The 26,243-nt window shown below is 61.2% G+C and carries 23 protein-coding genes and 3 pseudogenes; 11 read left to right on the top strand and 15 right to left on the bottom strand.

Translation table 11 applies throughout. From position 1 onward, the window contains the following. Positions 1–3 precede the first annotated feature (3 nt). The 4 genes from E4Q08_RS04890 (at position 4) to E4Q08_RS04905 (ending at position 3,222) form a co-directional block, all read left to right on the top strand. Complete coding sequence (locus tag E4Q08_RS04890; protein WP_169069557.1) at positions 4–1,323, top strand: cytochrome b; 1,320 nt, start codon at positions 4–6, stop codon at positions 1,321–1,323. Positions 1,324–1,352: 29 nt separating this feature from the next. Next, complete coding sequence (locus E4Q08_RS04895) at positions 1,353–2,048, top strand: cytochrome c1 (RefSeq protein WP_169069558.1); 696 nt, start codon at positions 1,353–1,355, stop codon at positions 2,046–2,048. 94 nt (positions 2,049–2,142) lie between these two features. Continuing rightward, entirely contained in the window at positions 2,143–2,739 is a 597-nt protein-coding gene (locus E4Q08_RS04900) for a glutathione S-transferase N-terminal domain-containing protein (RefSeq protein ID WP_034916377.1), read from the top strand. 66 nt (positions 2,740–2,805) lie between these two features. Continuing rightward, positions 2,806–3,222, top strand: a complete 417-nt coding sequence (locus tag E4Q08_RS04905; RefSeq protein WP_169069559.1) for a ClpXP protease specificity-enhancing factor — start codon at positions 2,806–2,808, stop codon at positions 3,220–3,222. A 257-nt stretch (positions 3,223–3,479) separates the two neighbouring features. On the opposite strand, the gene E4Q08_RS04910 is transcribed toward E4Q08_RS04905, so the two are convergent. The 3 genes from E4Q08_RS04910 to E4Q08_RS04920 are packed head-to-tail and all read right to left on the bottom strand — an operon-like array spanning position 3,480 to position 9,369. Then, positions 3,480–4,901, bottom strand: a complete 1,422-nt coding sequence (locus tag E4Q08_RS04910; protein ID WP_169069560.1) for an efflux transporter outer membrane subunit — start codon at positions 4,899–4,901, stop codon at positions 3,480–3,482. Further along, positions 4,894–8,118 carry an efflux RND transporter permease subunit gene (locus E4Q08_RS04915; RefSeq protein ID WP_169069561.1) on the bottom strand — a complete coding sequence of 1,075 codons (3,225 nt, stop codon included), beginning with the start codon at positions 8,116–8,118 and terminating at the stop codon, positions 4,894–4,896. The genes E4Q08_RS04910 and E4Q08_RS04915 overlap by 8 nt, the downstream gene beginning before the upstream one ends. A 15-nt stretch (positions 8,119–8,133) precedes the next feature. Next, a complete protein-coding gene (locus E4Q08_RS04920; RefSeq protein WP_169069562.1) occupies positions 8,134–9,369 on the bottom strand; it encodes an efflux RND transporter periplasmic adaptor subunit in 1,236 nt (411 codons plus the stop codon). A gap of 238 nt (positions 9,370–9,607) precedes the next feature. Between E4Q08_RS04920 and E4Q08_RS04925 the strand changes: the two genes are divergently transcribed. Then, positions 9,608–10,258, top strand: a complete 651-nt coding sequence (locus E4Q08_RS04925) for a TetR family transcriptional regulator (RefSeq protein ID WP_034918101.1) — start codon at positions 9,608–9,610, stop codon at positions 10,256–10,258. A gap of 73 nt (positions 10,259–10,331) precedes the next feature. On the opposite strand, the gene E4Q08_RS04930 is transcribed toward E4Q08_RS04925, so the two are convergent. The 3 genes and pseudogenes from E4Q08_RS04930 to E4Q08_RS04940 all read right to left on the bottom strand — a co-directional run bounded on the left by E4Q08_RS04930 (position 10,332) and on the right by E4Q08_RS04940 (position 13,348). Then, positions 10,332–10,892, bottom strand: coding sequence for a hypothetical protein (locus E4Q08_RS04930; protein ID WP_169069563.1), 561 nt, complete (start codon positions 10,890–10,892; stop codon positions 10,332–10,334). Positions 10,893–10,923: 31 nt separating this feature from the next. Beyond that, on the bottom strand, positions 10,924–11,349 hold the full coding sequence (locus tag E4Q08_RS04935) for a ProQ/FINO family protein (protein ID WP_034918095.1): 426 nt from the start codon (positions 11,347–11,349) through the stop codon (positions 10,924–10,926). Between the two features lie 10 nt (positions 11,350–11,359). Further along, a pseudogene (locus E4Q08_RS04940) lies at positions 11,360–13,348 on the bottom strand (SDR family oxidoreductase). A gap of 177 nt (positions 13,349–13,525) precedes the next feature. Between E4Q08_RS04940 and E4Q08_RS04945 the strand changes: the two are divergent. From E4Q08_RS04945 to E4Q08_RS04960, 4 genes and pseudogenes are all read left to right on the top strand, one after another. Then, entirely contained in the window at positions 13,526–14,083 is a 558-nt protein-coding gene (locus tag E4Q08_RS04945; protein ID WP_034918107.1) for a phasin family protein, read from the top strand. Between the two features lie 45 nt (positions 14,084–14,128). Further along, positions 14,129–15,347, top strand: a pseudogene (locus E4Q08_RS04950) (patatin-like phospholipase family protein). A gap of 90 nt (positions 15,348–15,437) precedes the next feature. Beyond that, positions 15,438–16,097 carry a TetR/AcrR family transcriptional regulator gene (locus E4Q08_RS04955; protein WP_169069564.1) on the top strand — a complete coding sequence of 220 codons (660 nt, stop codon included), beginning with the start codon at positions 15,438–15,440 and terminating at the stop codon, positions 16,095–16,097. Positions 16,098–16,137: 40 nt separating this feature from the next. After that, positions 16,138–16,911, top strand: coding sequence for a tetratricopeptide repeat protein (locus E4Q08_RS04960; protein ID WP_169069565.1), 774 nt, complete (start codon positions 16,138–16,140; stop codon positions 16,909–16,911). Between the two features lie 82 nt (positions 16,912–16,993). Here the strand turns inward: E4Q08_RS04960 and E4Q08_RS04965 are convergent, their stop codons facing one another. After that, positions 16,994–18,472: a WS/DGAT/MGAT family O-acyltransferase gene (locus E4Q08_RS04965; RefSeq protein WP_169069566.1), complete on the bottom strand. Its 1,479-nt coding sequence runs from the start codon at positions 18,470–18,472 to the stop codon at positions 16,994–16,996. 80 nt (positions 18,473–18,552) lie between these two features. Here E4Q08_RS04965 and E4Q08_RS04970 point away from each other — a divergent pair, with 80 nt between their 5' ends. Continuing rightward, positions 18,553–18,813, top strand: coding sequence for an acyl-CoA-binding protein (locus E4Q08_RS04970; RefSeq protein ID WP_034908370.1), 261 nt, complete (start codon positions 18,553–18,555; stop codon positions 18,811–18,813). Between the two features lie 32 nt (positions 18,814–18,845). Here E4Q08_RS04970 and E4Q08_RS04975 read toward each other — a convergent pair whose 3' ends face one another. The 4 genes and pseudogenes from E4Q08_RS04975 to E4Q08_RS04990 all read right to left on the bottom strand — a co-directional run bounded on the left by E4Q08_RS04975 (position 18,846) and on the right by E4Q08_RS04990 (position 21,599). Then, positions 18,846–19,124 (bottom strand): polyhydroxyalkanoic acid system family protein, encoded by a 279-nt coding sequence (locus E4Q08_RS04975; protein ID WP_034908372.1) that lies wholly within the window; start codon positions 19,122–19,124, stop codon positions 18,846–18,848. A gap of 18 nt (positions 19,125–19,142) precedes the next feature. Next, complete coding sequence (gene rsgA / locus E4Q08_RS04980; protein WP_034908373.1) at positions 19,143–20,009, bottom strand: ribosome small subunit-dependent GTPase A; 867 nt, start codon at positions 20,007–20,009, stop codon at positions 19,143–19,145. Continuing rightward, the gene (locus E4Q08_RS04985; protein ID WP_034908374.1) at positions 20,006–20,341 is read right to left on the bottom strand and encodes a 4a-hydroxytetrahydrobiopterin dehydratase; all 336 of its coding nucleotides are present in this window, start codon (positions 20,339–20,341) and stop codon (positions 20,006–20,008) included. The genes rsgA and E4Q08_RS04985 overlap by 4 nt, the downstream gene beginning before the upstream one ends. Positions 20,342–20,361: 20 nt before the next feature. Beyond that, positions 20,362–21,599, bottom strand: a pseudogene (locus E4Q08_RS04990) (M48 family metallopeptidase). Positions 21,600–21,642: 43 nt separating this feature from the next. Here E4Q08_RS04990 and orn point away from each other — a divergent pair. Next, positions 21,643–22,188: an oligoribonuclease gene (gene orn / locus E4Q08_RS04995; RefSeq protein ID WP_034908380.1), complete on the top strand. Its 546-nt coding sequence runs from the start codon at positions 21,643–21,645 to the stop codon at positions 22,186–22,188. A 30-nt stretch (positions 22,189–22,218) separates the two neighbouring features. Here orn and E4Q08_RS05000 read toward each other — a convergent pair whose 3' ends face one another. The 4 genes from E4Q08_RS05000 to trxA all read right to left on the bottom strand — a co-directional run bounded on the left by E4Q08_RS05000 (position 22,219) and on the right by trxA (position 26,155). Beyond that, positions 22,219–23,883 carry an ArnT family glycosyltransferase gene (locus tag E4Q08_RS05000; RefSeq protein WP_169069567.1) on the bottom strand — a complete coding sequence of 555 codons (1,665 nt, stop codon included), beginning with the start codon at positions 23,881–23,883 and terminating at the stop codon, positions 22,219–22,221. Positions 23,884–23,982: 99 nt separating this feature from the next. Next, positions 23,983–24,198: a 50S ribosomal protein L31 gene (gene rpmE / locus E4Q08_RS05005; RefSeq protein WP_034908378.1), complete on the bottom strand. Its 216-nt coding sequence runs from the start codon at positions 24,196–24,198 to the stop codon at positions 23,983–23,985. 180 nt (positions 24,199–24,378) lie between these two features. Beyond that, complete coding sequence (rho, locus tag E4Q08_RS05010) at positions 24,379–25,635, bottom strand: transcription termination factor Rho (protein WP_169069568.1); 1,257 nt, start codon at positions 25,633–25,635, stop codon at positions 24,379–24,381. A 193-nt stretch (positions 25,636–25,828) separates the two neighbouring features. Next, positions 25,829–26,155, bottom strand: a complete 327-nt coding sequence (trxA, locus tag E4Q08_RS05015) for a thioredoxin TrxA (RefSeq protein WP_034918327.1) — start codon at positions 26,153–26,155, stop codon at positions 25,829–25,831. Positions 26,156–26,243 lie beyond the last annotated feature (88 nt).

Consider the following 26,243-nt stretch of genomic DNA (forward strand, 5'->3'; position numbering starts at 1 on the left):
GCAATGGCATCGAATACCAATTTCGAAAAGTACAAGTCTGACGGTTCCCTGCAGGGCAATCTGCTCGAGTGGTTTGATGCCCGTTTCCCGGCCACCTCGATGTGGCGCGGGCACCTCTCCGAGTACTACGCGCCCAAGAATTTCAACTTCTGGTATTTCTTCGGGTCGCTGGCGATGATGGTGCTGGTCATCCAGATCCTGACCGGCATCTTCCTGGTGATGCACTACAAACCCGACGCCTCGGTCAACGCCAATGGCATTCCAGTGGCCTTTGCCAGCGTCGAATACATCATGCGCGACGTGCCCTGGGGCTGGCTGATCCGCTACATGCACTCGACCGGTGCTTCGGCGTTCTTCATCGTGGTGTACCTGCACATGTTTCGTGGCATGCTTTACGGCTCGTACCGGCAGCCGCGCGAACTGATCTGGATCTTCGGTACGCTGCTCTTCCTGTGTCTGATGGCCGAGGCTTTCATGGGTTATCTGCTGCCCTGGGGACAAATGTCCTTCTGGGGTGCGCAGGTGATCGTCAACCTGTTCTCCGCCATTCCGCTGATCGGTGAGCCGCTGTCGATCTGGATTCGTGGCGACTTTGTCGTCGGCGATGCCACGCTCAACCGCTTCTTCTCGTTCCACGTCATCGCCGTGCCGCTGGTGTTGCTCGGACTCGTCGCCGCGCACATCCTGGCTCTGCACGAAGTCGGTTCGAACAACCCGGATGGCGTCGAGATCAAGAAGCGCAAGGACGTTCACGGCAATCCGCTCGACGGCATCCCCTTCCACCCGTACTACACAGTGAAGGACATCGTCGGCGTGGTGGTGTTCCTGATGGTTTTCTCGATCATCGTCTTTTTCGCACCCGAAGGCGGCGGCTACTTCCTCGAGTACAACAACTTCCTGCCTGCCGATCCGCTCAAGACGCCGCCGCACATTGCACCGGTCTGGTATTTCACGCCCTACTATTCGCTGCTGCGCGCCATGGTCTGGCCGCTGTTCGGGATCGATGCCAAGTTCTGGGGGGTCGTGGCGATGGGTGCCGGCGTCGTCATTCTCGCCTTCCTGCCCTGGCTCGATCGCAGTCCGGTCAAGTCGATCCGCTATCGTGGCCCGATCTTCAAGACCCTGCTGGCATTGTTCGTGATTGCCTTCGCCATCCTGGGTTTCCTCGGCACGAAGCCGCCGTCCTACGCCTTCTTCGGCGTCATTCCCGGCGCACCAGTGGCGCAGGTTCTCAGTGCTTTCTACTTCCTCTATTTTCTGACCATGCCCTGGTGGTCGAAAATCGACAAGTACAAGCCGGAACCCGATCGCGTGACGATGTAAAGGACTGCACAAAATGAAAAAAACTGCTTATGGCATTGCTCTTTGCCCCGCTCACTGCTCTCGCCAGCGGCGCTAGCGTGCATCTTGACAAGGCCCCGGATGTGCAGGGCGACAAGGCCGCCCTGCAAAGCGGCGCGCGGACTTTCGTCAACTATTGCCTGAACTGCCACGGCGCGAGTTTTGTCCGCTACAACCGCCTGACCGATCTCGGCCTCACCGAGCAGCAGATCAAGGAAAACCTGATGTTTACCGCAGTCAAGACCGGCGAAACGATGCGTATTTCCGCTCGCCCCGAGGAGCAGAAGATATGGTTCGGCGCAGCGCCCCCGGACCTCTCGCTGGTGGCCCGCGCACGCGCCTCGGAAGATGGTAGCGGAGCCGACTGGCTGTACACCTATCTGCGTTCTTTCTATGTCGACGAAAACCGCCCGACCGGCTGGAACAACACCCTGTTCGCCAATGTTGGCATGCCAAACGTCCTGTGGCAGTTGCAGGGTCAGCAGGTGCTGAATAAGGAACATCACCTGGAACTGGCCGTACCCGGCACGCTGACACCAGCCGAATACGACAAGCAGGTCGGCGACCTGGTCGGTTTCCTGGTCTGGCTCGCCGAGCCCGATGCCGGCTTTCGCAAGAAAATCGGTTTCGGCGTGCTGGCCTTTCTGGTCGTTCTTTTCGCCTTCGCCTATCCGCTGAAGAAAGCGTACTGGAAAGACGTCAAGTAGTAGCAGCGCCGGGTTTCACCGCGGCATCGCCGGCGAGGACGCGACAAGCGCCCGTAGCCGCCGCGATGCCGATTCGTTTTTGAGGGTATTGATCATGATGAATCTCTATTCGGGAACCACCTGCCCGTTCAGTCACCGCTGCCGTATCGTCCTTTATGAAAAAGGTATGGATTTCCAGGTGATCGATGTCGACCTCTTCGCCAAGGCCGAAGAAATTGCCATCATCAACCCCTACGGGCGAGTTCCGGTACTTGTTGAACGCGATCTCATCCTCTATGAGCCGAACATCATCAACGAGTACATTGACGAGCGCTTCCCGCATCCGCAGCTGATGCCGGCCGATCCGATCATGCGCGCGCGCGCGCGCCAGCTCCTGATCACCATGGAGCGCGAGGTCTTTGCCTACATCGAGCCGCTCGAAAAGAACAGCAAGGCCGCCGAACGCTCGCGCCAGCAGATTCGTGATCGACTCACCGAGATGGCGCCGGTATTCGTCAAGCAGAAGCACATGCTTGGCGAAGAGTTCTCGATGCTCGACGTCGCCATCGCGCCACTGCTCTGGCGGCTCGACCATTACGGCATCGAGCTGTCGAGAACGGCAGCACCATTGATGAAGTACGGCGAACGGATTTTCAGTCGTCAGGGCTTCATCGATGCGCTGACGCCATCCGAAAAGGCGATGCGCAAATAGCTGCCGGCGACGACCTGCACTCGCGCCTGCCAACCCCCTGCGCCAACACGCCTTGAGGAAGTGAACGTGGACCTGCCGTCGACCAAGCCCTACCTGATTCGCGCCATTCATCAATGGTGCTGCGACAACGGTTTCACCCCCTATCTGGCCGTTGCGGTCGATGCCCGAACGCGCGTACCGCGCGAACATGTCCGCGATGGCCGGATCGTCCTCAATGTCGGTTACGACGCCACCGCCCATCTCTGCATGGACAACGACAGCATCAGCTTCCAGGCCCGTTTTAGTGGTGTGGCCCGCGACATCTCGATCCCGATTGGCAACGTGTCCGCGATCTATGCTCGCGAAAACGGCGCCGGCATGGCTTTCGAACCCGAAGACGAAACCGCTTCCACAGCAACAGCCAGCAGCGCGCCCGACCAGGACGAGCCGCCTGATCCGCCACCGCCGCCAGTCAGCCGTGCCAAGTTGCAGCGAGTCAAGTGATCGACGATTCGACGATTTCTTTGCATCGGGTGCTTTGTCGATTGGTATCGCCACTACTACCAGCTCTGAAAGGAAAGTTTCCATCTCATGAAAAGTTGATGGCGATCTACCGAGCGCTGGGCATCAACCCCGCATCAGGAGGGACCCGAAAACTGGTTTCCTGACCTCGACAATACGAGATTGTTGTGCCATTAGAGATTGTTTCATTCGCAAGTTTTTGATTCAAAATAATATTTTTTCGGTATGTTAAACACCGGTTAATGTGGCATTAAATAGTCCCATCCACCCCCCATCGCTTTCGCCAGATCGATCAGCGCAAAGCGCACGTCGCGCGCGGCGAGGATCTGCAGGGTCTGCGCTTGCAGGAGTTGGCGCTGCGCGTCGAGCACGTCGATGTAACCCGAGTAACCGGAACGGTAGCGCAGTTCGGCGAGTTCGAGCGAGGCCTTGAGCTTCTGCGCACGCTCGGTCTGTGCGGCGAGGGCGTCGCGGGTGCTGCGGTTGGCGATCAGTGCGTCGCGCGTTTCACGAAAAGCGCTCTGCACGGTCTGCGTGTAGCTGACCACTGCGGCTTCGCGGCGGGCGGTCTCGGCTTCGACGTTGGCCTCGATCGCTTTCAATCCGATCAGGGGCTGCAACAGCGAGGCGCCGATTCCCCAGGCGAGCGCCGGCGTGGAAAACAGGTTGGCAAGCGCTGCCGACTCGGAACCGTAGGATGCGGTCAGTGACAGCAACGGAAAATACTGCGCGCGCGCGGCATCGATGCGCAGGCTCGCGGCAGCGAGCTGGGCTTCGACCTGTCTGATGTCCGGCCGGCGTTCGAGCAGGTCCGAGGGTAGCCCCGACGGTACCTCCGGGACGCCAAGCAGGCGGACCTGCGTCAGGTCGCGGGCGATCCTCGCGGCGAAGACCTCGCGCGGCGAACGGCCGACGATCGCTGCCAGCGCTGTCTCATAGGTGCCGACCGCGCGCTCGGCGACGGCGACGTTGGCGGCGACTGCCGCACGTTCGGCCTGCGCACGTTGCAGGTCGTAGTCACCGATGAGGCCGGCCTGGTAGAGATCGACCTGCAGGGCGACCGTCTCGTCGCGCGACTGCAGCGTGTCACGCAGCATGGCCAGTTCGGCGTCGGCCGCGAGCAGGCCGAAGTACGCACGCGCGGTCTCGGCCGCGACTGCGGTGCGTACCGTCTGGCGTGCGTACTCGGTCGCCAGCAGTTCGCTGCGCGCAGCACTCGCTCCGTTGCGATAACGTCCCCAGAGGTCGACTTCGTAGGAGGCGCGCAAACCGACGAGATAATCATTGTTGGTCGGATTGAAATTCTCCGGCAGCGGCTGCGAACCGACCAGCGTCATGCGGTTGCGGCGACTATCGACGCCGAGGTTCATGCTCGGGTAGAGGTAGGACTGGGCGAGCAGCACGTTCGAGCGCGCCAGATCGACGCGCACCATCGCCGCCCGCAGATCGAGGTTGTGGGCGAGCGCCTCGTCCATCAGCGCCGTCAGGGTGGGATCGTTGAAGGTCGTCCACCAGCGCTCGAGATCTGGCGCGACGCTCGCGCTTGCCGGTGGCAGGTCGAGCAGCGGCGGTGTGGTCGGGGTCGACTGGCAGGCCGCGAGCGCGAATGTCGTCGCGGTGACGAGTACAAGGGTGCGCAGCGTCCGGCGGGGGTCAGTCATGTTTGCCTCCTTTCGCGAGCGGTTCCGGCGCCGGTGGGACGACCGGGATGACGTGATGCAGGTGCCGCACCTCGTCGAGCAGCTCGTCGTGCGAGCGCGTTTCGCGAATGCGCCGGTCGTAGAGCACCTTGAAGAACAGCGGCACGTGAAAAACGGCGAGCAGGGTTGCGGCGATCATGCCGCCCATCACGCCGGTGCCTACGGAATGCCGGGCGCCGGCACCGGCGCCGGTGGAAATGGCCAATGGCAGGACGCCAAGGATGAATGCCAGCGAGGTCATCAGGATCGGCCGGAAGCGCAGGCGGGCCGCCTCGATCGCCGACGCCGAAGCCGACAGGCCCTCGGCGTGCTTCAACACCGCGAACTCGACGATCAGGATGGCGTTCTTGGCGGCCAGACCGAGCAGCGTCACCAGACCGATCTGGAAATACACGTCGTTGGTCAGTGGCGTCGCGTGAAAAAAGGGCCCGATGAGATTTTTCGCCCAGATCGCGACGAGTGCGCCGAAAGTGCCGAAGGGCAGCGCCAGCAGCACCGACAGCGGTAGCGACCACTTCTCGTACTGCGCGGCGAGGATCAGGAAGACCATCACCACTGCGAGGCCGAGTGCGAAGGTCGATGCGCCGCTCGATTTCTTCTCCTGGTACGACGAACCGCCCCAGTCGAAGCTGAAGTCCGGCGGCAGTACCTCTTTCGCGATCTGCTCGACGCGCGCGATGCCCTGACCGGAACTGATGCCGGGCGCCGTCTGGCCGATGACCTTGACCGCCGGCAGATTGTTGAAACGGTCGAGCGAATCCGGTCCGGATGCGTGCTTCACGTTGACCAGCGCAGACAGCGGCACCATCTCGCCCTTCTGCGAGCGCACATAGAGTCCCTCGATGTCGTCGGGGCGCTTGCGGTACTCGGGTTCGGCCGACATCAACACCTGCCAGGTGCGTCCGTACTTGTTGAAATCGTTGACGTAGTAGGTGCCGAGCGTAGACGACAGCGCGGCAAACACCTCGTCGATCGCGACGCCAGCCTTCTTGGCCTTCTCGCGGTCGACGTCCACGAAGAGTTGCGGAACGCTCGCGCGCCACAAGGTCTGCGCGCCGCCGAGCTGCGGGTCGCTGTTGGCGCGCGCGAGGAATTGCTGCAGCACTTCCTGCAGGCGTCTGGAACCGCCATCGCCGCGATTCTGGATGAAGAACTCGTAGCCGCCGGCGGTGCCGAGACCGAAGATCGCCGGCGGATTGAAGGCCAGTACCAACGCTTCCCGGATGCCCGCGGTTTTCATGAACAGTTCGCCGACCAACTGCTGCGAAGTCGTCTGGCGCTCGTGCCAGGGCTTCTGGGTCACGAACAGGGTCGCCGCATTGTTGCGGAAACCGCCGCCAATGAAGTCGAAGCCGGCGAAGGCAACGACATCCTGGTTGTCGGGATTGCTGCGTACCGCCGCCTCGACCTGCTCGACAACCCGGGTGGTGCGTTCGAGCGTCGCACCGTCGGGCAGGATCACCGCACTGATGAAGAAACCCTGGTCCTCTTCGGGGACCAGGCTGCCCGGCGTCGTGCGCCACAGGAAGGCGGTGATCGCCACCATGCCGGCAAACAGCACCAGCACCCGCGCGGCGCGCCGGATCATCCAGACGACGCCGTCGAGGTAGTGCCCGGTGACACGGGCAAACCAGGCATTGAACCAGCGGAAAAAGCGGTTCGGCTGGCGGTGGCCGTGCTTGAGCATGATCACGCAGAGCGATGGCGACAGCGTCAGCGCGACGATTCCCGAGAGCACCACCGAGATCGAGATGGTCACCGCGAACTGCCGATACAGCTCGCCGGTCAGCCCGCCGAGGAAGGCGATCGGCACGAACACTGCGGTCAGCGTCAGGACGATGGCGATGATCGGGCCGGTCACTTCGTGCATCGCCTGCACCGCGGCGTCACGCGGAGGCAGGCCTTGCTCGCGCATGATCCGCTCGACGTTTTCCAGGACGACGATGGCGTCGTCGACGACGATGCCGATCGCCAGCACCATGCCGAACAGGGTCAGCGTGTTGATCGAATAGCCGAGCAGGTAGATGCCGGCGAAGGTACCGATCAAGGACACCGGGACGGCGGCGAAAGGGATGATCGCCGCTCGCCAGCTCTGCAGGAACAGGTACACCACCAGGAAGACGAGCAACATCGCTTCGCCCAGCGTCTTCAGCACCTCCTCGATCGAGACTTTGACGAAGCGTGTCGTGTCGTAGGGTACTGCGTAGCTCAGGCCTTCGGGAAAGCGCTGCTGGAGTTCGTCTACGGTGCTCAGCACGCTTTTCGCGACGTCGAGCGCGTTCGCGCCGGGCGACAGGAAGACGCCGACGAGGGTGGCGGGCCGGCCGTTGTAGCGACCGTTGAACTCGTAGTCGCGCGAACCGAGTTCGACGCGCGCGACATCGGCGAGACGCACCGTCGAACCGTCGGGGTTGGCGCGGACGATGATCTCCCTGAACTGCGCCGGGTCGGCGAGGCGACCCCTGGATGTGACCGTGTACACCAGATCCTGGCCCTTGCCGATCGGCGACTGGCCGACCTTGCCGGCGGCGAACTGCGCGTTCTGTTCGTTGATCGCACTGGCGACGTCGCCGGGGGTGAGCTTCAACTGCGCCAGGCGATCAGGCTTCAGCCAGATGCGCATGGCGTAGTCCTTGGCGCCGAAAATCTGCACATTGGTCGTTCCCGGCAGCCGCTTCAGGCGGTCGAGAACATTCAGCGTCACGTAATTCGAGGTGAACAGGTCATCGTAGCGGCCGTCGGGCGAATAAAAGGCGAGCACCTGCAGGAACGCCGAAGAGCCTGGCTCGACGGTCACGCCCTGCCGGCGTACCTCCAGCGGCAGCCGCGATTCGACCTGCTTGACGCGGTTGCTGACATTGACCGCGGCGATGTCGATCTGGGTGCCGATTTCGAAGGTCACCTGGATCTGCGTGAGGCCGTTCGACGACGAATTCGACGACATGTAGATCATGCCGGGTAGACCGTTGATCGCGTTTTCGAGCGGCGCGGCGACGGTCGATTCGAGCACTTCGGCCGAGGCGCCGGGATAGGTGGCCTGCACCGTGACCACCGGCGGTGCGATTTCCGGATACTGGGCGATCGGGAGTGAGCGCATCGCCGCCAGGCCAGCAACGATGAGCAACACCGAGATGACCACGGCGAAGATCGGGCGGTCGATGAAGAAGCGAGAGAACATCGGCGCGTACTCCGCTTATCTGCTTGCTGTGTCGGCGGCCGGCGCTGCGGCGGCAGGCGGCTGGCCGGGGAGGGCTGCGGCGGCGGGCTCGGTGATGCGCACCGGCGAGTTCGGCATCATGATCCGCGCCAGCCCGTCGACGATCACGCGGTCACCGGCAGCGAGCCCCGATTCGATCAGCCAGACGTTCGTGCCGTCGCTCCGGGACCAGTCACCGACGATCACCGGTCTCGGGACGGCAATGTCCTTGCCGTCCTTGTCCTTGCCGGCGACATAGACAAACTTACCCTGCGGTCCTTCGAGTACTGCCACCTGCGGCACCGCCAGTGCACCCTGACGCTGTGCGCCTTTGAGCGCAACGCGAACGAACTGGCCCGGCTTCAGCGCGAGGTCGGAATTGGTGATCTCGGCGCGCATTTCGTAAGTGCCGGTCTGCGGGTTGACCCGCGTGTCGGCGAAGTTGATGCGGCCGCTGCTCGGAAAGGTCGAGCCGTCGGAGAGTTTCACCGAAACCTCGAAGGCATTGTTGCGCGGCAGCGTCAGGCGACCGTCGACCATCGCCTTGTTCAGCCGTAACTGCTCGTTGTCGGAAACGTTGAACAGCACCCAGATCGGGTCGACCTGCGAGACCGTCGTCAGCAAGGTGGTATTGGCGTTGGCCAGGCTGCCTTCCGATTGCTGGGCGCGGCTCGACAGACCGTTGATCGGCGCCACAACGCGTGTGTAGGCGAGGTTCAGCCTGGCCTCGCTCAGCTTCGCCTGTGCCGCCTTGATCGACGCCGCTGCGAACTCGGCGGCGGAAGCGGCGTCGTCGGCTTCCTTCTGGCCGATTGCCTTGCGCTCGGCGAGTGGCTTGAGCCGCGCCGCTTCGCGGTCGGCCTGGGTCTTCTGGGCCTGGGCACGCAGCAACTCGGCCTCGGCGGACGCCAGTTGTGCTTCGAAAGGTTTGGCGTCGAGCAGGAACAGCGGCTGCCCGGCGCGTACCGCTGTACCTTCCTGGTAGAGTCGTTTCTCGACGATGCCGGTGACCCGCGCCCGCACCTCGGCATCCTTCGATCCGGCAGTCTGTCCGACGTATTCGAAGGTCACCGGGAATGATGCGGGCTGGACGTTGATCGTCGTCACCTCGGGGGGTGGAAAACCGCCCATGCCGCCAGTGGGATGCTGCTGCCCACAGCCGGCTGCCGCCGCTGCGATGAGGATCAGGAGGAGCAGTGAAGGGGGAGAAAGGCGGGCAGGGGAGGCTGACATGGGATTCCTTACTATGGAAATCGCGAGCGATTCATGAATCTCCCCTCCCCCCTCTCGCGGGGGGAGGGGGTTGGGGGGAGAGGGAAACGGTCATGACTTTCATTATCGGGGGTGTCTTGCAAAGTCATGACCGTTTGGCTCGCATCGCGTTTTTTGGAGAACGTGACTTGCGGAAGGTGCGAATTTTACGTACATTCAAGAATGTTTGTAAATAGGTTGCCGCAAGGGGACAGTAGAAATGGTGAGAAGGACGAAAGACGAAGCGCTGGCGACCCGCGAAGCGCTGCTCGACGCCGCCGAGCGGGTGTTCTGTGCCAGCGGCGTGACAAGCGCGACGCTGGGCGACGTGGCGAGCGCCGCCGGTGTCACCCGTGGCGCCGTCTACTGGCACTTCCGCGACAAGGGCGAACTCTTTGGCGCGATGTGCAACCGCGCCACCTTGCCCTTGCAAAGTCGCCTCGAGCAGGCGGCGGATGGCGATGGTGACGACGCCATCGCCACCTTGCATGCGGTGTCGGTACAGGCCATGCGCGAGATTGCCTCGAACCCGCGCACACGCGCGGTGCTGGAGATCCTGCTCTGCAAGTCCGAGCGGCTGACTCAAGCGGCCGACGGGGCACCGCAAATCGACGAAATGGATCGCCAGTGTGCCAACGCCCTCGAGCGCATCATTGTCCGTGCCATCGCGCAGGGCCACTTGCCCGCCGAAACCGACAGTCATCTCGCGGCACATTTGCTGCAGGCGTTTTTCCACGGAGTGATCCAGCACTGGCTGATGCATCCCGAGGCCTTCGACCTGGACACCGCGGCACCGGCGATGGTGGACACGATGATTGCCGGTCTGGTTGCGGCGCCGCCGCGGCGGGGTGCTGGCGGGAGGCCGGTATGACCCTCCGTTTCGGCGAAGTCGCCACCCATAACCACTTCGTCCTCGATCGCGGCGGCTATCAGCCGGTGCTTCTTCAGGCAAAGCCAGGGAGCCAGCCGCTTTGCGGGCTGCTCGAGACGGCTTCAAGCGTGCCCTGAAAGAGGGCTTCGATCACCGGTGCTTCCTGCCAGTTTTCATTCAGGAAGGTCAGCCCGACTTCTTCGACGAGCGCGCCCTGCCAGTAATAATTGGCGATTTCGTCGAGCGTCGACAGGCTCAGACTGTGTGGCAGTCGCAGGTAATCCAGCCAGCTCGAATCATGAAACGAGCAGATGTAAGCGCCCTTGCTGCGCGCTCTGGTCAGTGTCTTGCCGAAGACGCGCGCCGGATGTTTGGCGCGGAAGGTTTCTGCATCGACGCGCGTCGCGAAAAGCAACAGCGCGTGCAGGCGGCTCGGGAAGTTCTGGTAGATTCGCTGACGAAAATACTCCAGATGGTACTCGGCAAAGTAGTTCTGAACCGTCGTGAAGTGATCTTCGGGCAGTGTTTGAGCGAAGGGGTTGCCGACCAGGATGTCCCAGCCCGGCAACGCGGCATCTTCGTCCAGCCAGGCGTACAACTCGAGTGGGCTGCTGTCCTTGAGTAGATGGTCCATGATCTGTACGGAACCACTGCATGGCCAGGGCTTAGCGGTTGCGGCCAAATTTCTCGACCAGTTGGTCGAGCTTTTCGATACGCTCACGCGCCAGCGTCTCGGCCTCGCGCTGCGCCTTGCGCAGTTCGGCCTGCTTGCGCAGTCGTTCCTTGATCAGTTCCGAGGCATGGCTGCGATGCGTTGCCGGGATTTGATCGGCAGGCTGGCCGTCGAGGTCGAAGCGTATGCTGGCCTTTTCCATGGATTTCAGGTAGCGAAGCGAATGCGTGTGCATTCCCAGCGCGCTGCGCAGAGCCTTGCGATCCAGGCCTGGCAGCCGCGCCAGGAGTTGCTTGTCGATGCCGATGGCCAGTGGCAGAGCGTCGCGGAAGACCGGGAAGGTCTCCTGCAATTCTTTCAGGAGCTGGCGAGCGTGATGACCCGGGACGGGGATTGGGACTGGGTTGGGCGTATTCATGGGAAAGGATTCAGAAATGGATTCCCCGCATGATCTGCGAGAAAGCGATTTGGTCAGCGGTCTGCGGCTCGGACTCTTCGGGCCTGCGCATGGCCGCCGCACTGGAGTCGGGGAACATCCGGAAGGAAGTATTCATGGTGATCTGCGCAACCTTGGGCAGCAGCGAGTGCAGCAGGGCGCCGAAAATACCCAGCCGGGTGGCGATGCGCACCGGTTTGTGGATGATTGCCTCGACGACCAGATCGGCGGCATCTTCGGGGGACAGCGTCGGGACCTGATCGTACAGCTTGGTCGGTGCGATCATGGGAGTCCTGACCAGCGGCATGTTGATGGTCGTGAATTCGATGCCGCGATCGGCAAACTCGGATGCCGCGCAGCGTGTCCAGGCGTCCATTGCTGCCTTTGAGGCGACGTAGGCGGAAAAGCGCGGTGCGTTCGTCAGGACGCCGATCGACGAAATGTTGATGATCTGTCCCTTGCGTTTGGCAATCATTGACGGCAGGAAGCCCATCGTCAGGCGCAGCGCACCGAAGTAGTTGACTTCCATGGTACGTTCGAAATCGTGGAAGCGATCGAAGGAGTTCTCGATGCCGCGGCGAATCGAGCGGCCGGCATTGTTGACCAGGAAGTCGACGCCGCCGTGTTCCTCGGTCATGAATTTGACGAAGGAAGCGCACTGTTGCGGGTCGGCAATGTCGACCGCATGCGTGACCAGGCGCAGGCCTGCGGCTTCGAACTCACGGCGGACTTCTTCAAGCGCCTGCGCGTCGCGGGCGATGGTCACAGCAATCGCCCCGGCTTCAGCCATCTTGCGAATGGTGGCCTTGCCGATACCCGACGAGCCGCCGGTGACGAGGACGACCTTTCCTTCAACCTGGCCACGCAGGGTGTGATCGATGAACAGATCCGGGTCTAGGTGACGTTCCCAGTAGTCCCACAGGCGCCAGGCGTAGCTTTCGAGCGGCGGTACGGCGATGCCGCTGCCCTTGAGCGCCCGCTGCGTCTCGCGGCAGTCGAAGCGGGTCGGGTAATTGACGAACTCTAGGATGTCGTCGGGCAGCCCGAGATCCTTCATGACCGCCTTGCGGATGCGGCGCACCGGTGTCAGGGCGAACATCGCCTTGCGTACCGAGCGTGGAATGAAACCGAGCAGGGCGGCATTGATGCGCATCACCATTCTGGGGCGTGCGCCGCACGGGCGAAGGTGTTGAGCAGATCACCGACGCGCATCGGCGTCGGATCGGTCAGGTGGAAGCACTGACCATCCTGGTTCTCGAGGTGCGCAATGTAGTCCATCGCAGCAACGACGAAGTCGACCGGTACGACGTTGATTCGCCCGCCTTCGATGCCGATCGCCGGCATCCAGGACGGGAACATCCTGCGCATCTTCTGGATCAGCTTGAAGAAGTAGTAGGGGCCATCGATCTTGTCCATTTCGCCGGTGCGCGAGTCGCCGACCACGATTGCGGGACGGAAAATGCGCCACGGGATTTTGCACTCCCTGCGGACGATGCCCTCGGAATCATGCTTGGTGCGGAAGTAGGGGTTGTCGAGGTTCTCCGCTTCGTCGAACATGTCCTCGCGAAACAGTCCCTCGAAAAGGCCGGCTGCCGCAATCGAACTGACCAGATGGAAGTGCCAGGCGTCGATTTCCTCGGCCAGGCGCACCGTGTTGCGGGTGCCGTCCACATTGGCACGCTGCTGGTCCTCGGCGCTGGCCTTGAGGTCATAGATCGCGGCCAAGTGGAAGAAGTGCTCGATCTTGCCCTTCAGCTTGTGAATGTCGGCTTTGGAGACTCCCAGCTCAGGCTGCGTGAGATCACCAACGATCGGGATGACACGTGTTTCGTCACTGCCCCAATACTCGTACAATTCCGCGAGTCGCGGCAGTTCCACGGCGCGAGTCAGAAAATAGATGATGGCCTCGGGGCGGCCGAGCAGTTTTTTTTACGAGCCTCTTGCCGATGAAGCCAGTGGCGCCGGTAACGAAGTAATTCATTGCTGTCTCCTAAAATTCATGGTCATCTCCTGAATGCCTTGCCTGTCCGACTGTCATGCCATCGAGGCTGTCCCCTGGTCTTTAGTGTGCGTCCTCTAGATATTGTCACTAGACTGGCTTCACAGGGCAAGCAAAATACTTGTTGGCCTTTTGATGATTACCTTCAAGGAGAAAGAAATGGGCAAGAAACTCAAGGAATTGGCTGGTGATGTGACGGAAAGCCAACTGGCATCGACGGTCAAGGAATCTGCTCAGCAGATCTGGCTGGCCGGGCTTGGTGCCTTTGCCAAGGCGCAGGAAGAGGGTGGCAAGGTGTTCGACGCGCTGGTCAAGGAAGGCGAAAGCATTCAGTCCAGAACCCGCAAGATGACCGACGAGCGGATCTCGCAGGTTGCCGGCAAAGCGGCTGGAACCTGGGATCGCCTGGAGCAGGTATTCGAGGATCGTGTCGCGCGTGCCTTGGGCAGCCTCGGCGTGCCGAGCAAGCAGGATATCGACAATCTGTCCAAGCGCGTCATCGACTTGAGCGCAGTGGTGCAGGCCTTGACCGAAGGGAAAGCTGCTCCCAAGGTCGCCATCAAGCCGGCAGTCAAGGAAGATTCCGCTCCGGTTGAGCCTGCCGAGGCCAAACCGGCAGTGGCCAAACCGGCTGCCCGCAAGCCTGCGGCCGCGAAGCCGGTACCTCCGGTGACGCCGGCTGACGTGCTGAACACGCTGCCGCAGACCGGCGACTAAGCCTGCTGCCTCATCTAGTTGCGGTAAGCCAGGGGATTGCGCTCGATGGATGCTACAAAACAACGTTCGAAGCTCGGGCTGGCTCTCGCTGGCGGGGGTCCGGTGGGTGGGATCTATGAAGCCGGCGCGATGGCTGCCTTGGCGGAAGCCCTTGAAGGCGTCGACTTCACCGACTTCGATGTCTATGTCGGGGTAAGTTCCGGCGCTTTCATGTCGGCTGCGGTGGCCAATGGCCTGGGGCCTGCCCAGTTGGCACGCATGTTGGTGGAAGATGACAACGATGAGGTGTTCGACCCCGAAATGCTGCTGCGCCCAGCCGTCGGTGAATACCTGCGGCGAGTGCTGCAGGTTCCGGTATTGTTCTGGTCGTCCTTGCGACAGTATCTCTCCGATCCCTGGCATCTTCGCCTGGTGGAGGCGTTTCAGGGCCTCAGTCATGCCATCCCCACCGGGATTTTTGACAGTGCCGGAATCGACAGGCTGTTGAAGAAGCTGTTTTCGACGGGGGGGGCGAAGCAACGATTTTCGTCAGCTCAAGCACCAGCTCTTCATCGTGGCGACCGACCTCGATACCGGTGAGTCGCTTGCCTTCGGCTCCGAGGGGCATGACGATATTCCCATTTCGCTTGCGGTGCAGGCGAGCGCTGCTTTGCCGGGCCTGTTTCCGCCGGTCAGGATCGGCGAGCGTTATTTCGTCGACGGGGCCTTGATCAAGACCCTGCATGCTTCGGTTGCGCTGCAAGCGGGCGCTGACCTGCTGATTTGCATCAACCCGCTGGTGCCATTTGATTCGCGCCTGGCTGCACGGCGGCCGCGGCACGAGAACCGGTCGCCGGCACCTGACCATCTGGTCGACGGGGGCCTGCCGGTAGTCCTGTCACAGACCTTTCGCGCCATCATCCACTCGCGCATGCGTACCGGAATGGATCGCTATCGACACGAGTTCGAGGGCAGGGATGTGATTCTGTTCGAACCGACACGTGATGATACGGACATGTTCTTCACCAATGTCTTCAGCTATCGCGGCCGCAGCCGCTTGTGCGAGCATGCCTACCAGCGCACCCGTAGCGAACTGTATCGGCGGCGCCATGAACTGCGGCCAATTTTCGAGCGGCACGGTATCGAACTCAACCTCGGCGTGCTCAAGGATCACAGTCGTTCGCTGCTGTCGCACAAGCGCCGCCCGGATCTGGCGACCAGCGCGAGTGCGCTGGACTCTTCGTTGAGCGATCTCGAGGTCTGGCTGCAGGCGCAGCAAATTTGATCCTGTCGGCGGCGACCGGCTGCACAGGATTCCCTGACGCATGCGGCAGTGCTATGCTCGCCGTCCAGGATAGATCATGGCGGACAGGTGATGGAAAAGAAACCGAAGCGGCGAACGCGTGAGCGCATCATCGAGACCAGCCTGCGCCTGTTCAATGACTTTGGCGAGCCGAATGTGACGACGACCGTGATCGCGGACGAAATGAACATCAGCCCCGGCAATCTTTATTATCACTTCAATAACAAGGATGAGATCATCGAGTCGATTTTCGTGGTCTTCGAGCGGGAGATCGAGGACACCCTGGCGGTGCCGACGCGACGGCCAGCCGATGTGGAGGATATCTGGCTTTTTCTGCATCTCCTCTTCGAAAAGATCTGGCAGTATCGTTTTTTCTACCGCGATCTGAACGATCTGCTGACTCGCAACCGCATACTGGAAATACATTTCAAGCGAATTCTGGCGCACAAGGTGCGCACCGCGAAGACCCTGTGCGAGGGTCTGGTGTCGGCAGGCGCCATGCGCGCCAACTCGGAGGAGTTGCGTGCGCTGGCAACGAACATGACGGTCATTGCCACCTACTGGCTCTCTTTCGAGTACGTCTGTGATCCGCGCGGCAAGCTCGACAGTGGTCGTATCGGGCGCGGTGTCTATCAGGTGATGGCGATGGTTTCGCCATTTCTGCTGGGGGAATCCAGAGGCCTGCTTGAAAGGCTGTCACAAGAGTATCTCGGCGCACCGCGCCGTGCCTGATGCAATGCTCACAATTCACCTTTCACCTGGAGGATGATCAATGGCCTGGAACAAGTTTCCCTATCCTGACAAGGCATATTTCTATGCCGGAGCGGCACTGCAAGTGAACTGGTCGCGGCTGCATTGCGGCGACTGCGAGCCTTTTCCCGAGGATCCGCGAGTACAGGAGGCCTGGCGGAGTTATCACGCCGGCGACTTTGGCCAGGCTGTCGAGGTCGGCTTGACTTGTGGCCTCGCGGGTTATAACGCGGCCAACAAGGCGGCGACGGTCTATGCCTCTTATCTCGAGACGGATGACGAGAAAAAGTGCGGTCTGCTGATGGAGGTTGCGCAGCGCTGCGAGGAGCAGCAGGAAAAGACGCCTGCTGATGTCAACGCATGGTACCTGCATGCCTTCGCGCTCGGTCGTTACAGTCAGAGCATCTCGGTGGTCAAGGCGCTCGCACAGGGTCTCGGTGGCAAGATCAAACATAGCCTGACCAAGGCCCTGGAGCTGCAACCCAGGCACGCCGATGCGCATATTGCGCTCGGTGCCTATCACGCCGAGGTGATCGACAAGGTCGGGTCGCTGGTTGGAGGAATCACTTATGGGGTAAAGAAGGACACCGGCAAGGACTTGCTTGAAGCCGCTCTGAAACTCAACCCCGACTCGGCGATCACCCGCATCGAGTATGCCAACGCGCTGGTAATGATGTTCGGCAAGGCGAAGATGAAGGACGCCGAGCGCCTCTACCAGGAAGCTGCGGCCTGCGTGCCGATGGACGCCATGGAGCGGCTAGACGTCGAAGCGGCGAAAGCCGAACTTGCCGACTGAGCACCTGCCTTGCCGCTTGCCTGGACCGACGAAAGTCTTTGTAATGTCTGCGACATCTGCAGATGGACTGCTTTTGTTAGGATCAACTGTTGGCCAGGACGAGCAGGTCTTCTGCCACCGCTACCGGGTCGTCAAGCCGGTCCCAGGGCTCGAGTAGCAACAGCCACAGGAGCTTGTCGAACTCGCGGGCAAAGCGGTCGACTATTTGCGCGGGATCGTCGACCAGTTTCTTGTCAGTGATGAGTCCGAACTGGACCCGGCTGTTGTAAGAGAGAATGCTGACGCCCATGCCGATGTCGCCGGCTTGCGGAACCCAGACCATTTCCTGCTCGATCCTGCTGCCGGCAAAAAAGCGGGGCTGCTGCGGACCGGGGACGTTGGTCATCACTGCCGTGGTCTTGCTGGCCAGCAGATTGAGGATCTGGTCCTGGATGAACTTGGGTGCCATGCCTGCGGCTCCCAGCAGGGTGAAGGTCAGCATCGCCTGATACGAACCCTTCAGCGCCGCCATCCTGGCGCGGGTGGCATACAGCCGGGCCAGCGGGTTGTCGATGCCGATCGGCAGTTCGAGAGCTACCAGACCAAAGCGGTTGCCGAGGTCCTCGATGTCATCCGGTGCGCGTAGATTGACCGGGACCATCGCACGAATCTCGGTGGCAGCCACCGGATCACCTCTGGCCAGCAGATAGCCACGCAGGGCGCCGGCTACCGAAGCCAGCAGGATGTCGTTCACCGAGCAGCCGAGAACCTTGCCGACGGCCTTGATTTCGGGCAAGGGGATCGGCTCGGACCAGGCGACTCGTTTGACCGTCCCCGCTTTACCCTTGTAGCGCGTCGGGCTGTCGTTGGGCATCAGGGCAAGTCTGCCGATTTCCTCGGCGATCGCCCCGGCGACGCGCAGGTAGTCGCGGATCGTCGCAGGATCATTGCGCAGGCCCAGGTACTGTCCCCATAACTGGCCACCAATGCGGATCGATGTCAATGCGACATCGCTGAGAGGATCGAAGATCATCCGCCAGAAAGCGTCACCGGCATCGCTTTCCTGCTCGTCCACCGCGTCCAGCGGGGTGACTGCCACCGTCCCGCCGTCCTCGGGGGTGTCGATGTCCTTGTCGGTCAACGAATTGATGACGCCAATCAGGGCGATGCCGTCGGCAATCGCGTGATGGATCCTGACCACCAGTGCGGAGTTGCCGTCGGCGGTGTCGACGAGGTTGAATTCCCAGCGTGGTCGTGAGGGGTTGAGTGGGGTGCCAGCCATCGTCGCAACGAATTTTTGCAGTTCGTTCTTGCCGGCAGGCGCCGGGAGAAAAGAGTGGCGGACATGCGCGTCGATGTCGAAGTCGGGGTCGTCGGCCCACCAGCTACCGTCGGCGTCCTGCGTGGCGATTTGCCGGAAACGACGGTAACGCACGATGCGCTGCGCGACGGTGTGCTTGAAACGTTCGGCGTCGATGCGACCCTTGAAGATCATCACACCGAGGATCTGCATGAGGTTTTCCGGGCGGTCCATGCGCAGCCAGGCGTTGTCGACGTGGGAAATTCTTTCGCGCGAGTTCATCGCCGGTGCTCCCGTGGGAAATGGCCAGCCCATATAATAGCAAGCCATTTCAAGAGATCATCAACCGGAGAGGAAACAACGTGAGTGACTTGCAAGCCCAGTTCGAGGCCGCCGTGGCCAGTTCCAAGACCCTGCCCGAGCGCCCGGACAACGCCACCTTGCTGAAGCTTTATGCCCTGTACAAGCAGGTGACCGACGGCGACGTCGAAGGCCGGCGCCCTGGGTTTACCGATCTGGTTGGTCGCGCCAAGTACGATGCCTGGGCTGCGATCAAGGGCACTGCGGCGGACGCTGCGATGCAGCAGTACATTGCCCTTGTCGAGAAACTGAAAGCATCCTGATCAGGGCCTGTCGGCTCGTCCGGCAGGCTGGTTCAACCGGGGAAGTTTTCGTCGAAGTATCGGTGGATCGCACGTTCGATTGCTGGTTTGACCGCGAAGAGCAGGAGCCCGAGACGGATGTTGAGGGCTACTTCCCTTTCGTTGAGAGACAGTTCGCCGGCAACGCCCGGCCGCTTGAAGCGCATCCGGTCCCCGTCCCAGGCGTAGTCGAGGTCGAACTCTTCCCCTAATTCGCCGGCCATGTGTTCGGCTGCGGCCCGCGCTTCGGCGAGGCTCTTGCCATGCTGGCGGCGAATGATGATATCGCTCATGTGAGAGTTCCTTTGATGTCAGCCGATTTCGGCACAGAGTGAACGGAAAACCGCATAGCGGCGCGGGTCGATGGTACCGTGCTCGACGGCGGCAAGGATGCTGCAGTCGGGTTCGCGGTGGTGCTGGCAATTGCGAAATCGGCATTGGCCGAGCAGCGGTCGCATTTCGAGAAAGGCCTGGGCAATGTCCTCGGACGAGAGATGGCGCAGGCCGAATGCCATCAGTCCTGGCGAGTCAATCAGCGCGGCGCCCGTACTGGGGTGATAGAGGCAGGCATGCGTGGTGGTGTGCTTGCCGGCGTTGAGCGCCTGCGAAAATTCTCGGGTGGGTGCACAGGCCTCGGGGATCAGGGCATTGATCAGGGTCGATTTGCCCATCCCGGATTGGCCAATCAGCAGGCTGGTATGGTCGGCCAGGTACGGCAACAGGCGTTCGCCATCGTTGCGCGCAGAGAGCTTCAGAACCCGATAACCGAGTTTCTCGTACGGCAGCAGGGTCGCCGAAGCTGCCGGTACCCGTTCACCGAGGTCGCACTTGTTGAGAACGATCAGAACCTGGATGTCCTGACTTTCGGCGGCGACGATGCAGCGTGTGATCAAATCGTCCGAAAACGGCGGTTCGGTGGCGACGACGATGATGATTTGTGTCACATTGGCAGCGATCAGTTTTTGCTTGTAGTGGTCCGAGCGATAGAGCAGCGTTCGCCGCGGTTCAAGCGTGGCGATTACGCCCTGGTCGGCGCTCGTTCGCTGCACCTTGACCTGGTCACCGCAGACCAGTTCGCTCTTTTTGCCACGAGGAACGCAGAGCAGCGTCTCGCCATCGCTCAGCTCGACCCGGTACTGCCGCCCGTAAGCGGCGATGACGCTGCCGGCCAGTCTCAAATTCGTGCCAGTGCTTCGATCTTGGCTGCGCAGATGAAATCGTTACGCGACAGGCCGGCAACATCGTGCGTGCTGTAGCCGACCCGGACACGGCCGTAGCCGACTTCGAGGTCAGGATGATGGTTCTCTCGTTCAGCGAGACCTGCGACGGTGTTGACGAATAGCAGGGTGGCCGCGTAGCTGGCAAAGGTGAACTCCTTATGGAGCAGACCGGGCTCGGCAATCTGCCAGCCTGGCAGGTCGGCCAGCAAGGCCGAGGCCTGTGCAGGATCCAGCGCGTGTTCGCTGCCGCGTAGCGGCCGGCAATGTTCGAGAGCAAGTTCGGTGAGCATGGGATCCTCCTGTTTTCTGCTTAGGCGTCCTGCAGGCGGGCGATGCGCAGGGCGGCGGGTGGGTGTGAATCGTAGAACAAGGAGTGTAGTGGGTCAGGGGTCAATGTCGCGGCATTGTCTTCGTACATCTTGACCAGTGCGGCCACCAGATCGCTTGCCGAAGCGTGGGCCGCTGCGTAGCGGTCCGCCTGGAATTCGTCGCGACGCGAGAGGAGACTGAGCAGCGGTGTCAGCAGAAAAGCAAAAACCGGTGCGGCGAGAAAGAAAAGGAGCAGCCCAAGGGCCGTGTTCTGGCTCGTCAGACCGAGACCGTTGAAGAACCAGCGAGCATCGATCAGTTGCCCGAGGATGGCGAGAAAGCCGAGCGACATGACGAAGAGCATGCCGATCCGCTTGTGCACGTGCCGGTGTTTGAAGTGGCCCAGTTCGTGCGCCAGCACGGCTTCGACCTCAACGGCCTGCAGGCGGCCGAGCAAGGTGTCGAAGAAGACGATGCGCTTGCTCTTGCCGAAACCGGTGAAGTAGGCGTTGCCATGGCTCGACCGCTTCGATCCGTCCATCACGAAGAGGCCCGAACTGGCGAAGCCGCAGCGTGCCAGCAGTGCCTCGACGCGCGCTCGGAGTTGGGCATCGTCGAGCGGGGCGAACTTGTTGAATAGCGGCGCGATCCAGGTCGGATAGACGAACAGGAAGAGCAGGTTGAAAGCGCACCAGAAGAGCCACACGTAGAGCCACCACAGTTCTCCCATTCTCGCCATCAGCCAGAGCACGGCGAGCAGCACCGGCGTGCCGATGACGATGGCCAGGCTGGCCTGCTTCAGCAGATCCGCGAGAAAGATTCGGAGGGTCATGCGGTTGAAGGCAAATTCTTCTTCTATGACAAATTGGTGATACAGGCTGAGCGGCAGATCAACGATGGCGGAAATCAGCAGGACGCTGAAGATCAGTGCGACCCCGTAGGCAGGCCATCGAGTCGTGCTGACCAGAAATCATGCAGTGTCTGCAAGCCGCCACCGAGCGTGAAGGCGAGCAGCATCGCCACCTCGACGGCCAGGCCGACCCTGCTGAAGCGGCTGCGTGCCACGGTATAGTCGGCGGCCTTCTGATGAGTCTTGAGATCGACACGATCAGCAAAGTTTTCGGGCACGCGGCCACGATGCGCCATGACATGCGCAATTTGCCGCTGCGCCAGCCAGAGACGCAAGGCGCACATCACCAACAAGGCGGCAAGAAAGGCGAGGGAGAAGGTATTGAACATAGGCCTGTGACACAATGGAGGTTTTACGGTTCAGATGGATTATATGACACAGGCTGCCTCCTACCTCGTTTGGCTGGACATGGAAATGACCGGTCTGGCTCCTGACCGCGACCGCATCATCGAACTGGCGATGGTGGTCACCGACAGCCAGTTGACGACCATCGCCGAATCAACGGTGTGGAGCATACACCAGGAGGATGCCTGCCTCGATGCGATGGACGAATGGAACCGGAAGACGCACGCCCGCTCCGGGCTGCTTGATCGGGTCCGGGCGTCGGCACTCGACGAGACGGCTGTCGAGGCGGCCGCGCTGGAATTCATGCGGGCTTATGTTCCCCAGGGAGTCAGCCCGATGTGCGGCAACTCGATCGGCCAGGATCGTCGCTTCATGGCAAGGTACATGCCACGTCTTGAGGCCTGGTTTCATTATCGCAACCTGGATGTCAGCACCCTCAAGGAACTCTGTCGACGCTGGAAACCCGAGGTTGCAAAAGGTTTTGTCAAGCGCTCCGAGCACACCGCGCTCGCTGATATCCGCGAGTCGATTGAAGAGTTGAAGTACTATCGTGAGCATTTCATCAGGCTCTGAGGAAGTCGGCTGGTCAGCGGCGCCGCTCGCCTACCTGCCGGGCGGCTGGCCTTTCTTGAGGTCGCGCCGATAGAGGTGCAGTTTGTCGACGTTCCGACGCTCGGCGGGACGACCGCCTTCCCAGACCTTTCGCCAGCCACCGACTGCCGGGGCGCTGCCATCCTTGGGTGCGCCATGGATGAGCAGCCAGTCACACTTTTTGCCGTCCGCGGAGTTTGCCGCAAGCGTGCGAATACCGTCGAAGTAGTCCAGTGAGGCGACGATCGAATCGGCGAGGTTGGCACCGGCAATGCAGTTGCGCGTCTCGGGGAGTGCCTTGGCCAGGGACACCGATACCTGACGGTAAGTCTTGCCGTAGTCGATCCAGGGCATCCAGAGCGTCACGATCAGCAGCCAGAACAGGGTCAGACCAGCCATCCAGTGCATGATTCCGCGCATTGGCGAACGCGGGCTGGTGACAATCAGCCAGCACCAGACCAGCGTTCCAAGAATGGCGATACTGGCGCCAAGGAGGCTGAAGTGCCCCACGAATCCCGGCTCAAGTCGAACGGCCAGACGCGCCAGCCTTTCCGGCCAGCCGAAGACCATTGCGCACCAGCCAATCCAGGCCAGCAGGGCAAGGAGACTGAAGGTGATCATGCCAAACCAGTCAAAAGCATTCGCCGCGCCACGTCGCAGCGAAGCGACGCCCGGAACGGCCAGCAGAACCAGTGGCGGCAGCAGCAGCAAGGCTGGCGCACTGCGTGCCCCAAGGCAGATGCCGACCACCAGCAGTGCAACCATGAAAGCGAACATCGGCAAGGCCAGCGGGGTCGTTGCCCATTGGCGCCGCTTTGCCCAGAGTGCCCAGCAGGCGAGAGGGGAGGCTGGCCATGCGTACCACGGGAGCATCAGCAGAAGGCGTTGTATATTCAGCAGGGGTTGCGTGTTGCCGCCGAGTTGGTTTAGCTCGCCCTGCGAGAAGGCGGCGAGGTACTCGGGCGAGGTCGCGAACAAGGCAGCCAGCCATCCTCCGGCAAGCGCACAGGCAAGCAGCAGCGAGCCAAGCAGCAGCAGCGCTGAACGTTGGCGATGGTCGGATCGCCAGACCACAAACGCTGCCACCGGCAACAGCGGCAGCATCGCTGCCAGGCCGTTGGCGAGAAACCCCAGTCCTAGTGCCGAGCCGAACCAGGAAGCGCCTCGCAACGGCCGCCTGTCAAGCTGTGTCAGTCCCCAGTAGGCGGCGGTGTGCGCCGTCAGCGTCGCCAGCATGGGCTGTGCTTCATGCGCGTGGAACAGGAAGCCAATGCTGCCGGCAAGCAGCAGCGGCGCTGCCGGTGCTTGCTCGCGACCGTGCAGTTCGCGTGCGGCGAGGTGAATGAAGCCGAGGGCGAGCAGCGTGAATACTCCGCTGGCCAGTCGCGTCGCCTCATGTACCGGCAAGAGCCAGGACAACAGTCGACTGCCGGCGGCCGCCACCCAGTAGTAGAGGGGCGCGTCAGGGTAAGGGCGACCCGCAAGGCCTGGCGTCAGCCAGTTCCCGTTCGCGACCATGTCATGGACGACGCCGATCGTGACTGCGTCATCATTTTTCCAGGGGTCGTGACCGATCAGCCCCGTGCAAATATAGAGGGCGAGGAGAACCGCCAGAGTCCAGCCGCTGGGCGGCAATGGAATCCCCCGGAAGCGTGCATGCTCCGCTTGCACCGGCATATGGAAAGGCGTGCTGATCGTAGTGCCGAAAGCGGCTCTTGACGGAAACGAAAAAGGCAGCCGCGGGGCTGCCTTTTGCTGTCGAGCCCGCTGTTCGACCTAAGCCGGCTTGCGCATCGCGCCGTACTTCTGGTTGAACTTTTCGACGCGGCCAGCCGTATCGATGATCTTCTGTTTGCCAGTGTAGAAAGGATGACAGGCCGAGCACACCTCGACATGCAGCGCTTTCTTCATCGTCGACCGGGTGGTGAAGGTGTTGCCGCAGGAGCAGGTCACCGCGATTTCACCGTAGGCAGGATGGATGTTGTCTTTCATCTGGTGCTATTCCTGTAGGTTAAAACTGTTGTTCTGCCGCAATCAGGCGACAATTCGAGCGTGAGGCATTGAGAAAGGCGGTCATTATCGGCGATTTCTCCACTATCTGCAATCCGGCATCGGCGGGTGCAGGTCAACAAACCTTGGCCCGGCGGCTTCGTGAGCGCGTCTGCTGACCGATCAGCGGCGCATGGAGTCGAAGAATTCGGCGTTGTTCTTGGTGGCCTTGATCTTGTCCAGGAGAAACTCCATCGCTTCAAGGTCGTCCATGTTGTATAGCAGCTTGCGCAGGATCCACATCTTTTGCAGAACATCCGGTTTGAGCAGAAGTTCTTCGCGGCGGGTGCCGGAGCGATTGACATTGATCGCCGGATACACGCGTTTCTCTGCCATGCGGCGGTCCAGGTGGATTTCCATGTTGCCGGTGCCCTTGAACTCTTCGTAGATGACGTCGTCCATGCGGCTGCCGGTGTCGATCAGCGCGGTGGCAATGATGGTCAGCGAGCCGCCTTCCTCGATGTTGCGGGCAGCACCAAAGAATCGCTTTGGCTTCTGCAGGGCATTGGCATCGACGCCGCCGGTCAGCACTTTGCCGGATGCCGGCTGAACGGTGTTGTAGGCACGTGCCAGGCGCGTGATCGAGTCGAGGAGAATGACCACGTCCCGCTTGTGTTCGACCAGACGCTTGGCTTTTTCGATGACCATCTCGGCAACCTGCACGTGGCGCGTCGCAGGCTCGTCGAAAGTCGAGGCAACGACTTCACCGCGTACCGAGCGAGTCATCTCGGTGACCTCCTCGGGGCGTTCATCGATCAACAGGACGATCACCGTGACATCCGGGTGGTTGGTGGTGATCGCATGCGCAATATGCTGCATCATCACCGTCTTGCCGCTCTTCGGACTGGCCACCAGCAGACCGCGTTGCCCCTTGCCGATGGGCGCGATGATGTCGATGATGCGACTGGTGATATTTTCTTCGCCGCGGATGTCACGCTCGAGTTTCAGATGTTCAGCCGGGTGTAAGGGCGTCAGGTTTTCGAAGAGAATCTTGTTCTTCGATGCCTCGGGCACCTCACCGTTGATCTTGTCGACCTTGACCAGGGCAAAGTAGCGTTCCCCATCCTTCGGTGTGCGGATTTCACCCTCGATGGTGTCGCCGGTATGCAGATTGAAGCGCCTGATCTGGCTCGGGCTGACGTAGATGTCGTCGGTACTGGCCAGATACGAAGTATCGGGAGAACGCAGAAAGCCGAAACCATCAGACAGCGTTTCCAGCGTGCCGTCGCCAAAAATGCTTTCACCCTTCCTGGCCTGATTCTTGAGCAGCGCGAAGATCAGTTCGTGCTTGCGCAGTCGGTTGGCGCCTTCGACGTCGTTGGTGATCGCCATGTCAAGAAGCTGGCTTACATGGAGTGCTTTGAGTTCGGATAGGTGCATGTGCTGGAGACGAAGATGGGGAATAAACGCGCGGCGCGCCGCCGCAAATGCGATGCGCGTCTAACGGAGTGCCGTGGGATCGGCAGGGGTACTGCAAAAGGGAGAGGACGCCTGAAGGTTCTATGCGGATTTGTGGATTGCTACGGGCCAGCGGCTGCACCCAGCGAACCTTCAGAGCGTGAGGATAGCGACTTCAGAGGTTGCTGTCAATGAAGGTGATCAGCTGCGACCTGGAAAGGGCGCCGACCTTGGTGGCTTCAACGTTGCCATTTTTGAACAACATCAGCGTCGGGATGCCACGGATGCCAAAACTGGCGGGAGTCTTTTGATTGTCGTCGATGTTCAACTTGACGACTTTCAGGCGGCCAGCATAGTCAGTGGCGATGTCGTCAAGGATTGGCGCAATCATCTTGCATGGACCGCACCATTCGGCCCAGTAATCAACAAGAACAGGTTCGTCCGACTGAAGAACATCGGTGTTGAAGCTGTCGTCCGTAACGTGATGGATGTGTTCGCTCATGAAAAAGCCTCTTGCGTGATCTGGGATAGGGTACCTAGTGGAAGTGGGGCGCATGGCGAGTTGAGCCTTATTGGCTGGCCAGCTTTCC

This window comes from Candidatus Accumulibacter contiguus (assembly GCF_012940005.1).
Taxonomy (GTDB): domain Bacteria; phylum Pseudomonadota; class Gammaproteobacteria; order Burkholderiales; family Rhodocyclaceae; genus Accumulibacter; species Accumulibacter contiguus.

What these genes read in the sequence shown, in the direction of transcription:
- E4Q08_RS04890 (WP_169069557.1), top strand. Translation starts at nt 4, where the DNA reads ATGGCATCGAATACCAATTTCGAAAAGTACAAGTCTGACGGTTCCCTG.
- E4Q08_RS04895 (WP_169069558.1), top strand. Translation starts at nt 1,353, where the DNA reads ATGGCATTGCTCTTTGCCCCGCTCACTGCTCTCGCCAGCGGCGCTAGC.
- E4Q08_RS04900 (WP_034916377.1), top strand. Translation starts at nt 2,143, where the DNA reads ATGATGAATCTCTATTCGGGAACCACCTGCCCGTTCAGTCACCGCTGC.
- E4Q08_RS04910 (WP_169069560.1), bottom strand. Translation starts at nt 4,901, where the DNA reads ATGACTGACCCCCGCCGGACGCTGCGCACCCTTGTACTCGTCACCGCG.
- E4Q08_RS04915 (WP_169069561.1), bottom strand. Translation starts at nt 8,118, where the DNA reads ATGTTCTCTCGCTTCTTCATCGACCGCCCGATCTTCGCCGTGGTCATC.
- E4Q08_RS04920 (WP_169069562.1), bottom strand. Translation starts at nt 9,369, where the DNA reads ATGTCAGCCTCCCCTGCCCGCCTTTCTCCCCCTTCACTGCTCCTCCTG.
- E4Q08_RS04925 (WP_034918101.1), top strand. Translation starts at nt 9,608, where the DNA reads ATGGTGAGAAGGACGAAAGACGAAGCGCTGGCGACCCGCGAAGCGCTG.
- E4Q08_RS04930 (WP_169069563.1), bottom strand. Translation starts at nt 10,892, where the DNA reads ATGGACCATCTACTCAAGGACAGCAGCCCACTCGAGTTGTACGCCTGG.
- E4Q08_RS04935 (WP_034918095.1), bottom strand. Translation starts at nt 11,349, where the DNA reads ATGAATACGCCCAACCCAGTCCCAATCCCCGTCCCGGGTCATCACGCT.
- E4Q08_RS04945 (WP_034918107.1), top strand. Translation starts at nt 13,526, where the DNA reads ATGGGCAAGAAACTCAAGGAATTGGCTGGTGATGTGACGGAAAGCCAA.
- E4Q08_RS04955 (WP_169069564.1), top strand. Translation starts at nt 15,438, where the DNA reads ATGGAAAAGAAACCGAAGCGGCGAACGCGTGAGCGCATCATCGAGACC.
- E4Q08_RS04960 (WP_169069565.1), top strand. Translation starts at nt 16,138, where the DNA reads ATGGCCTGGAACAAGTTTCCCTATCCTGACAAGGCATATTTCTATGCC.
- E4Q08_RS04965 (WP_169069566.1), bottom strand. Translation starts at nt 18,472, where the DNA reads ATGAACTCGCGCGAAAGAATTTCCCACGTCGACAACGCCTGGCTGCGC.
- E4Q08_RS04975 (WP_034908372.1), bottom strand. Translation starts at nt 19,124, where the DNA reads ATGAGCGATATCATCATTCGCCGCCAGCATGGCAAGAGCCTCGCCGAA.
- E4Q08_RS04985 (WP_034908374.1), bottom strand. Translation starts at nt 20,341, where the DNA reads ATGCTCACCGAACTTGCTCTCGAACATTGCCGGCCGCTACGCGGCAGC.
- orn (WP_034908380.1), top strand. Translation starts at nt 21,643, where the DNA reads ATGACACAGGCTGCCTCCTACCTCGTTTGGCTGGACATGGAAATGACC.
- E4Q08_RS05000 (WP_169069567.1), bottom strand. Translation starts at nt 23,883, where the DNA reads ATGCCGGTGCAAGCGGAGCATGCACGCTTCCGGGGGATTCCATTGCCG.
- rpmE (WP_034908378.1), bottom strand. Translation starts at nt 24,198, where the DNA reads ATGAAAGACAACATCCATCCTGCCTACGGTGAAATCGCGGTGACCTGC.
- rho (WP_169069568.1), bottom strand. Translation starts at nt 25,635, where the DNA reads ATGCACCTATCCGAACTCAAAGCACTCCATGTAAGCCAGCTTCTTGAC.
- trxA (WP_034918327.1), bottom strand. Translation starts at nt 26,155, where the DNA reads ATGAGCGAACACATCCATCACGTTACGGACGACAGCTTCAACACCGAT.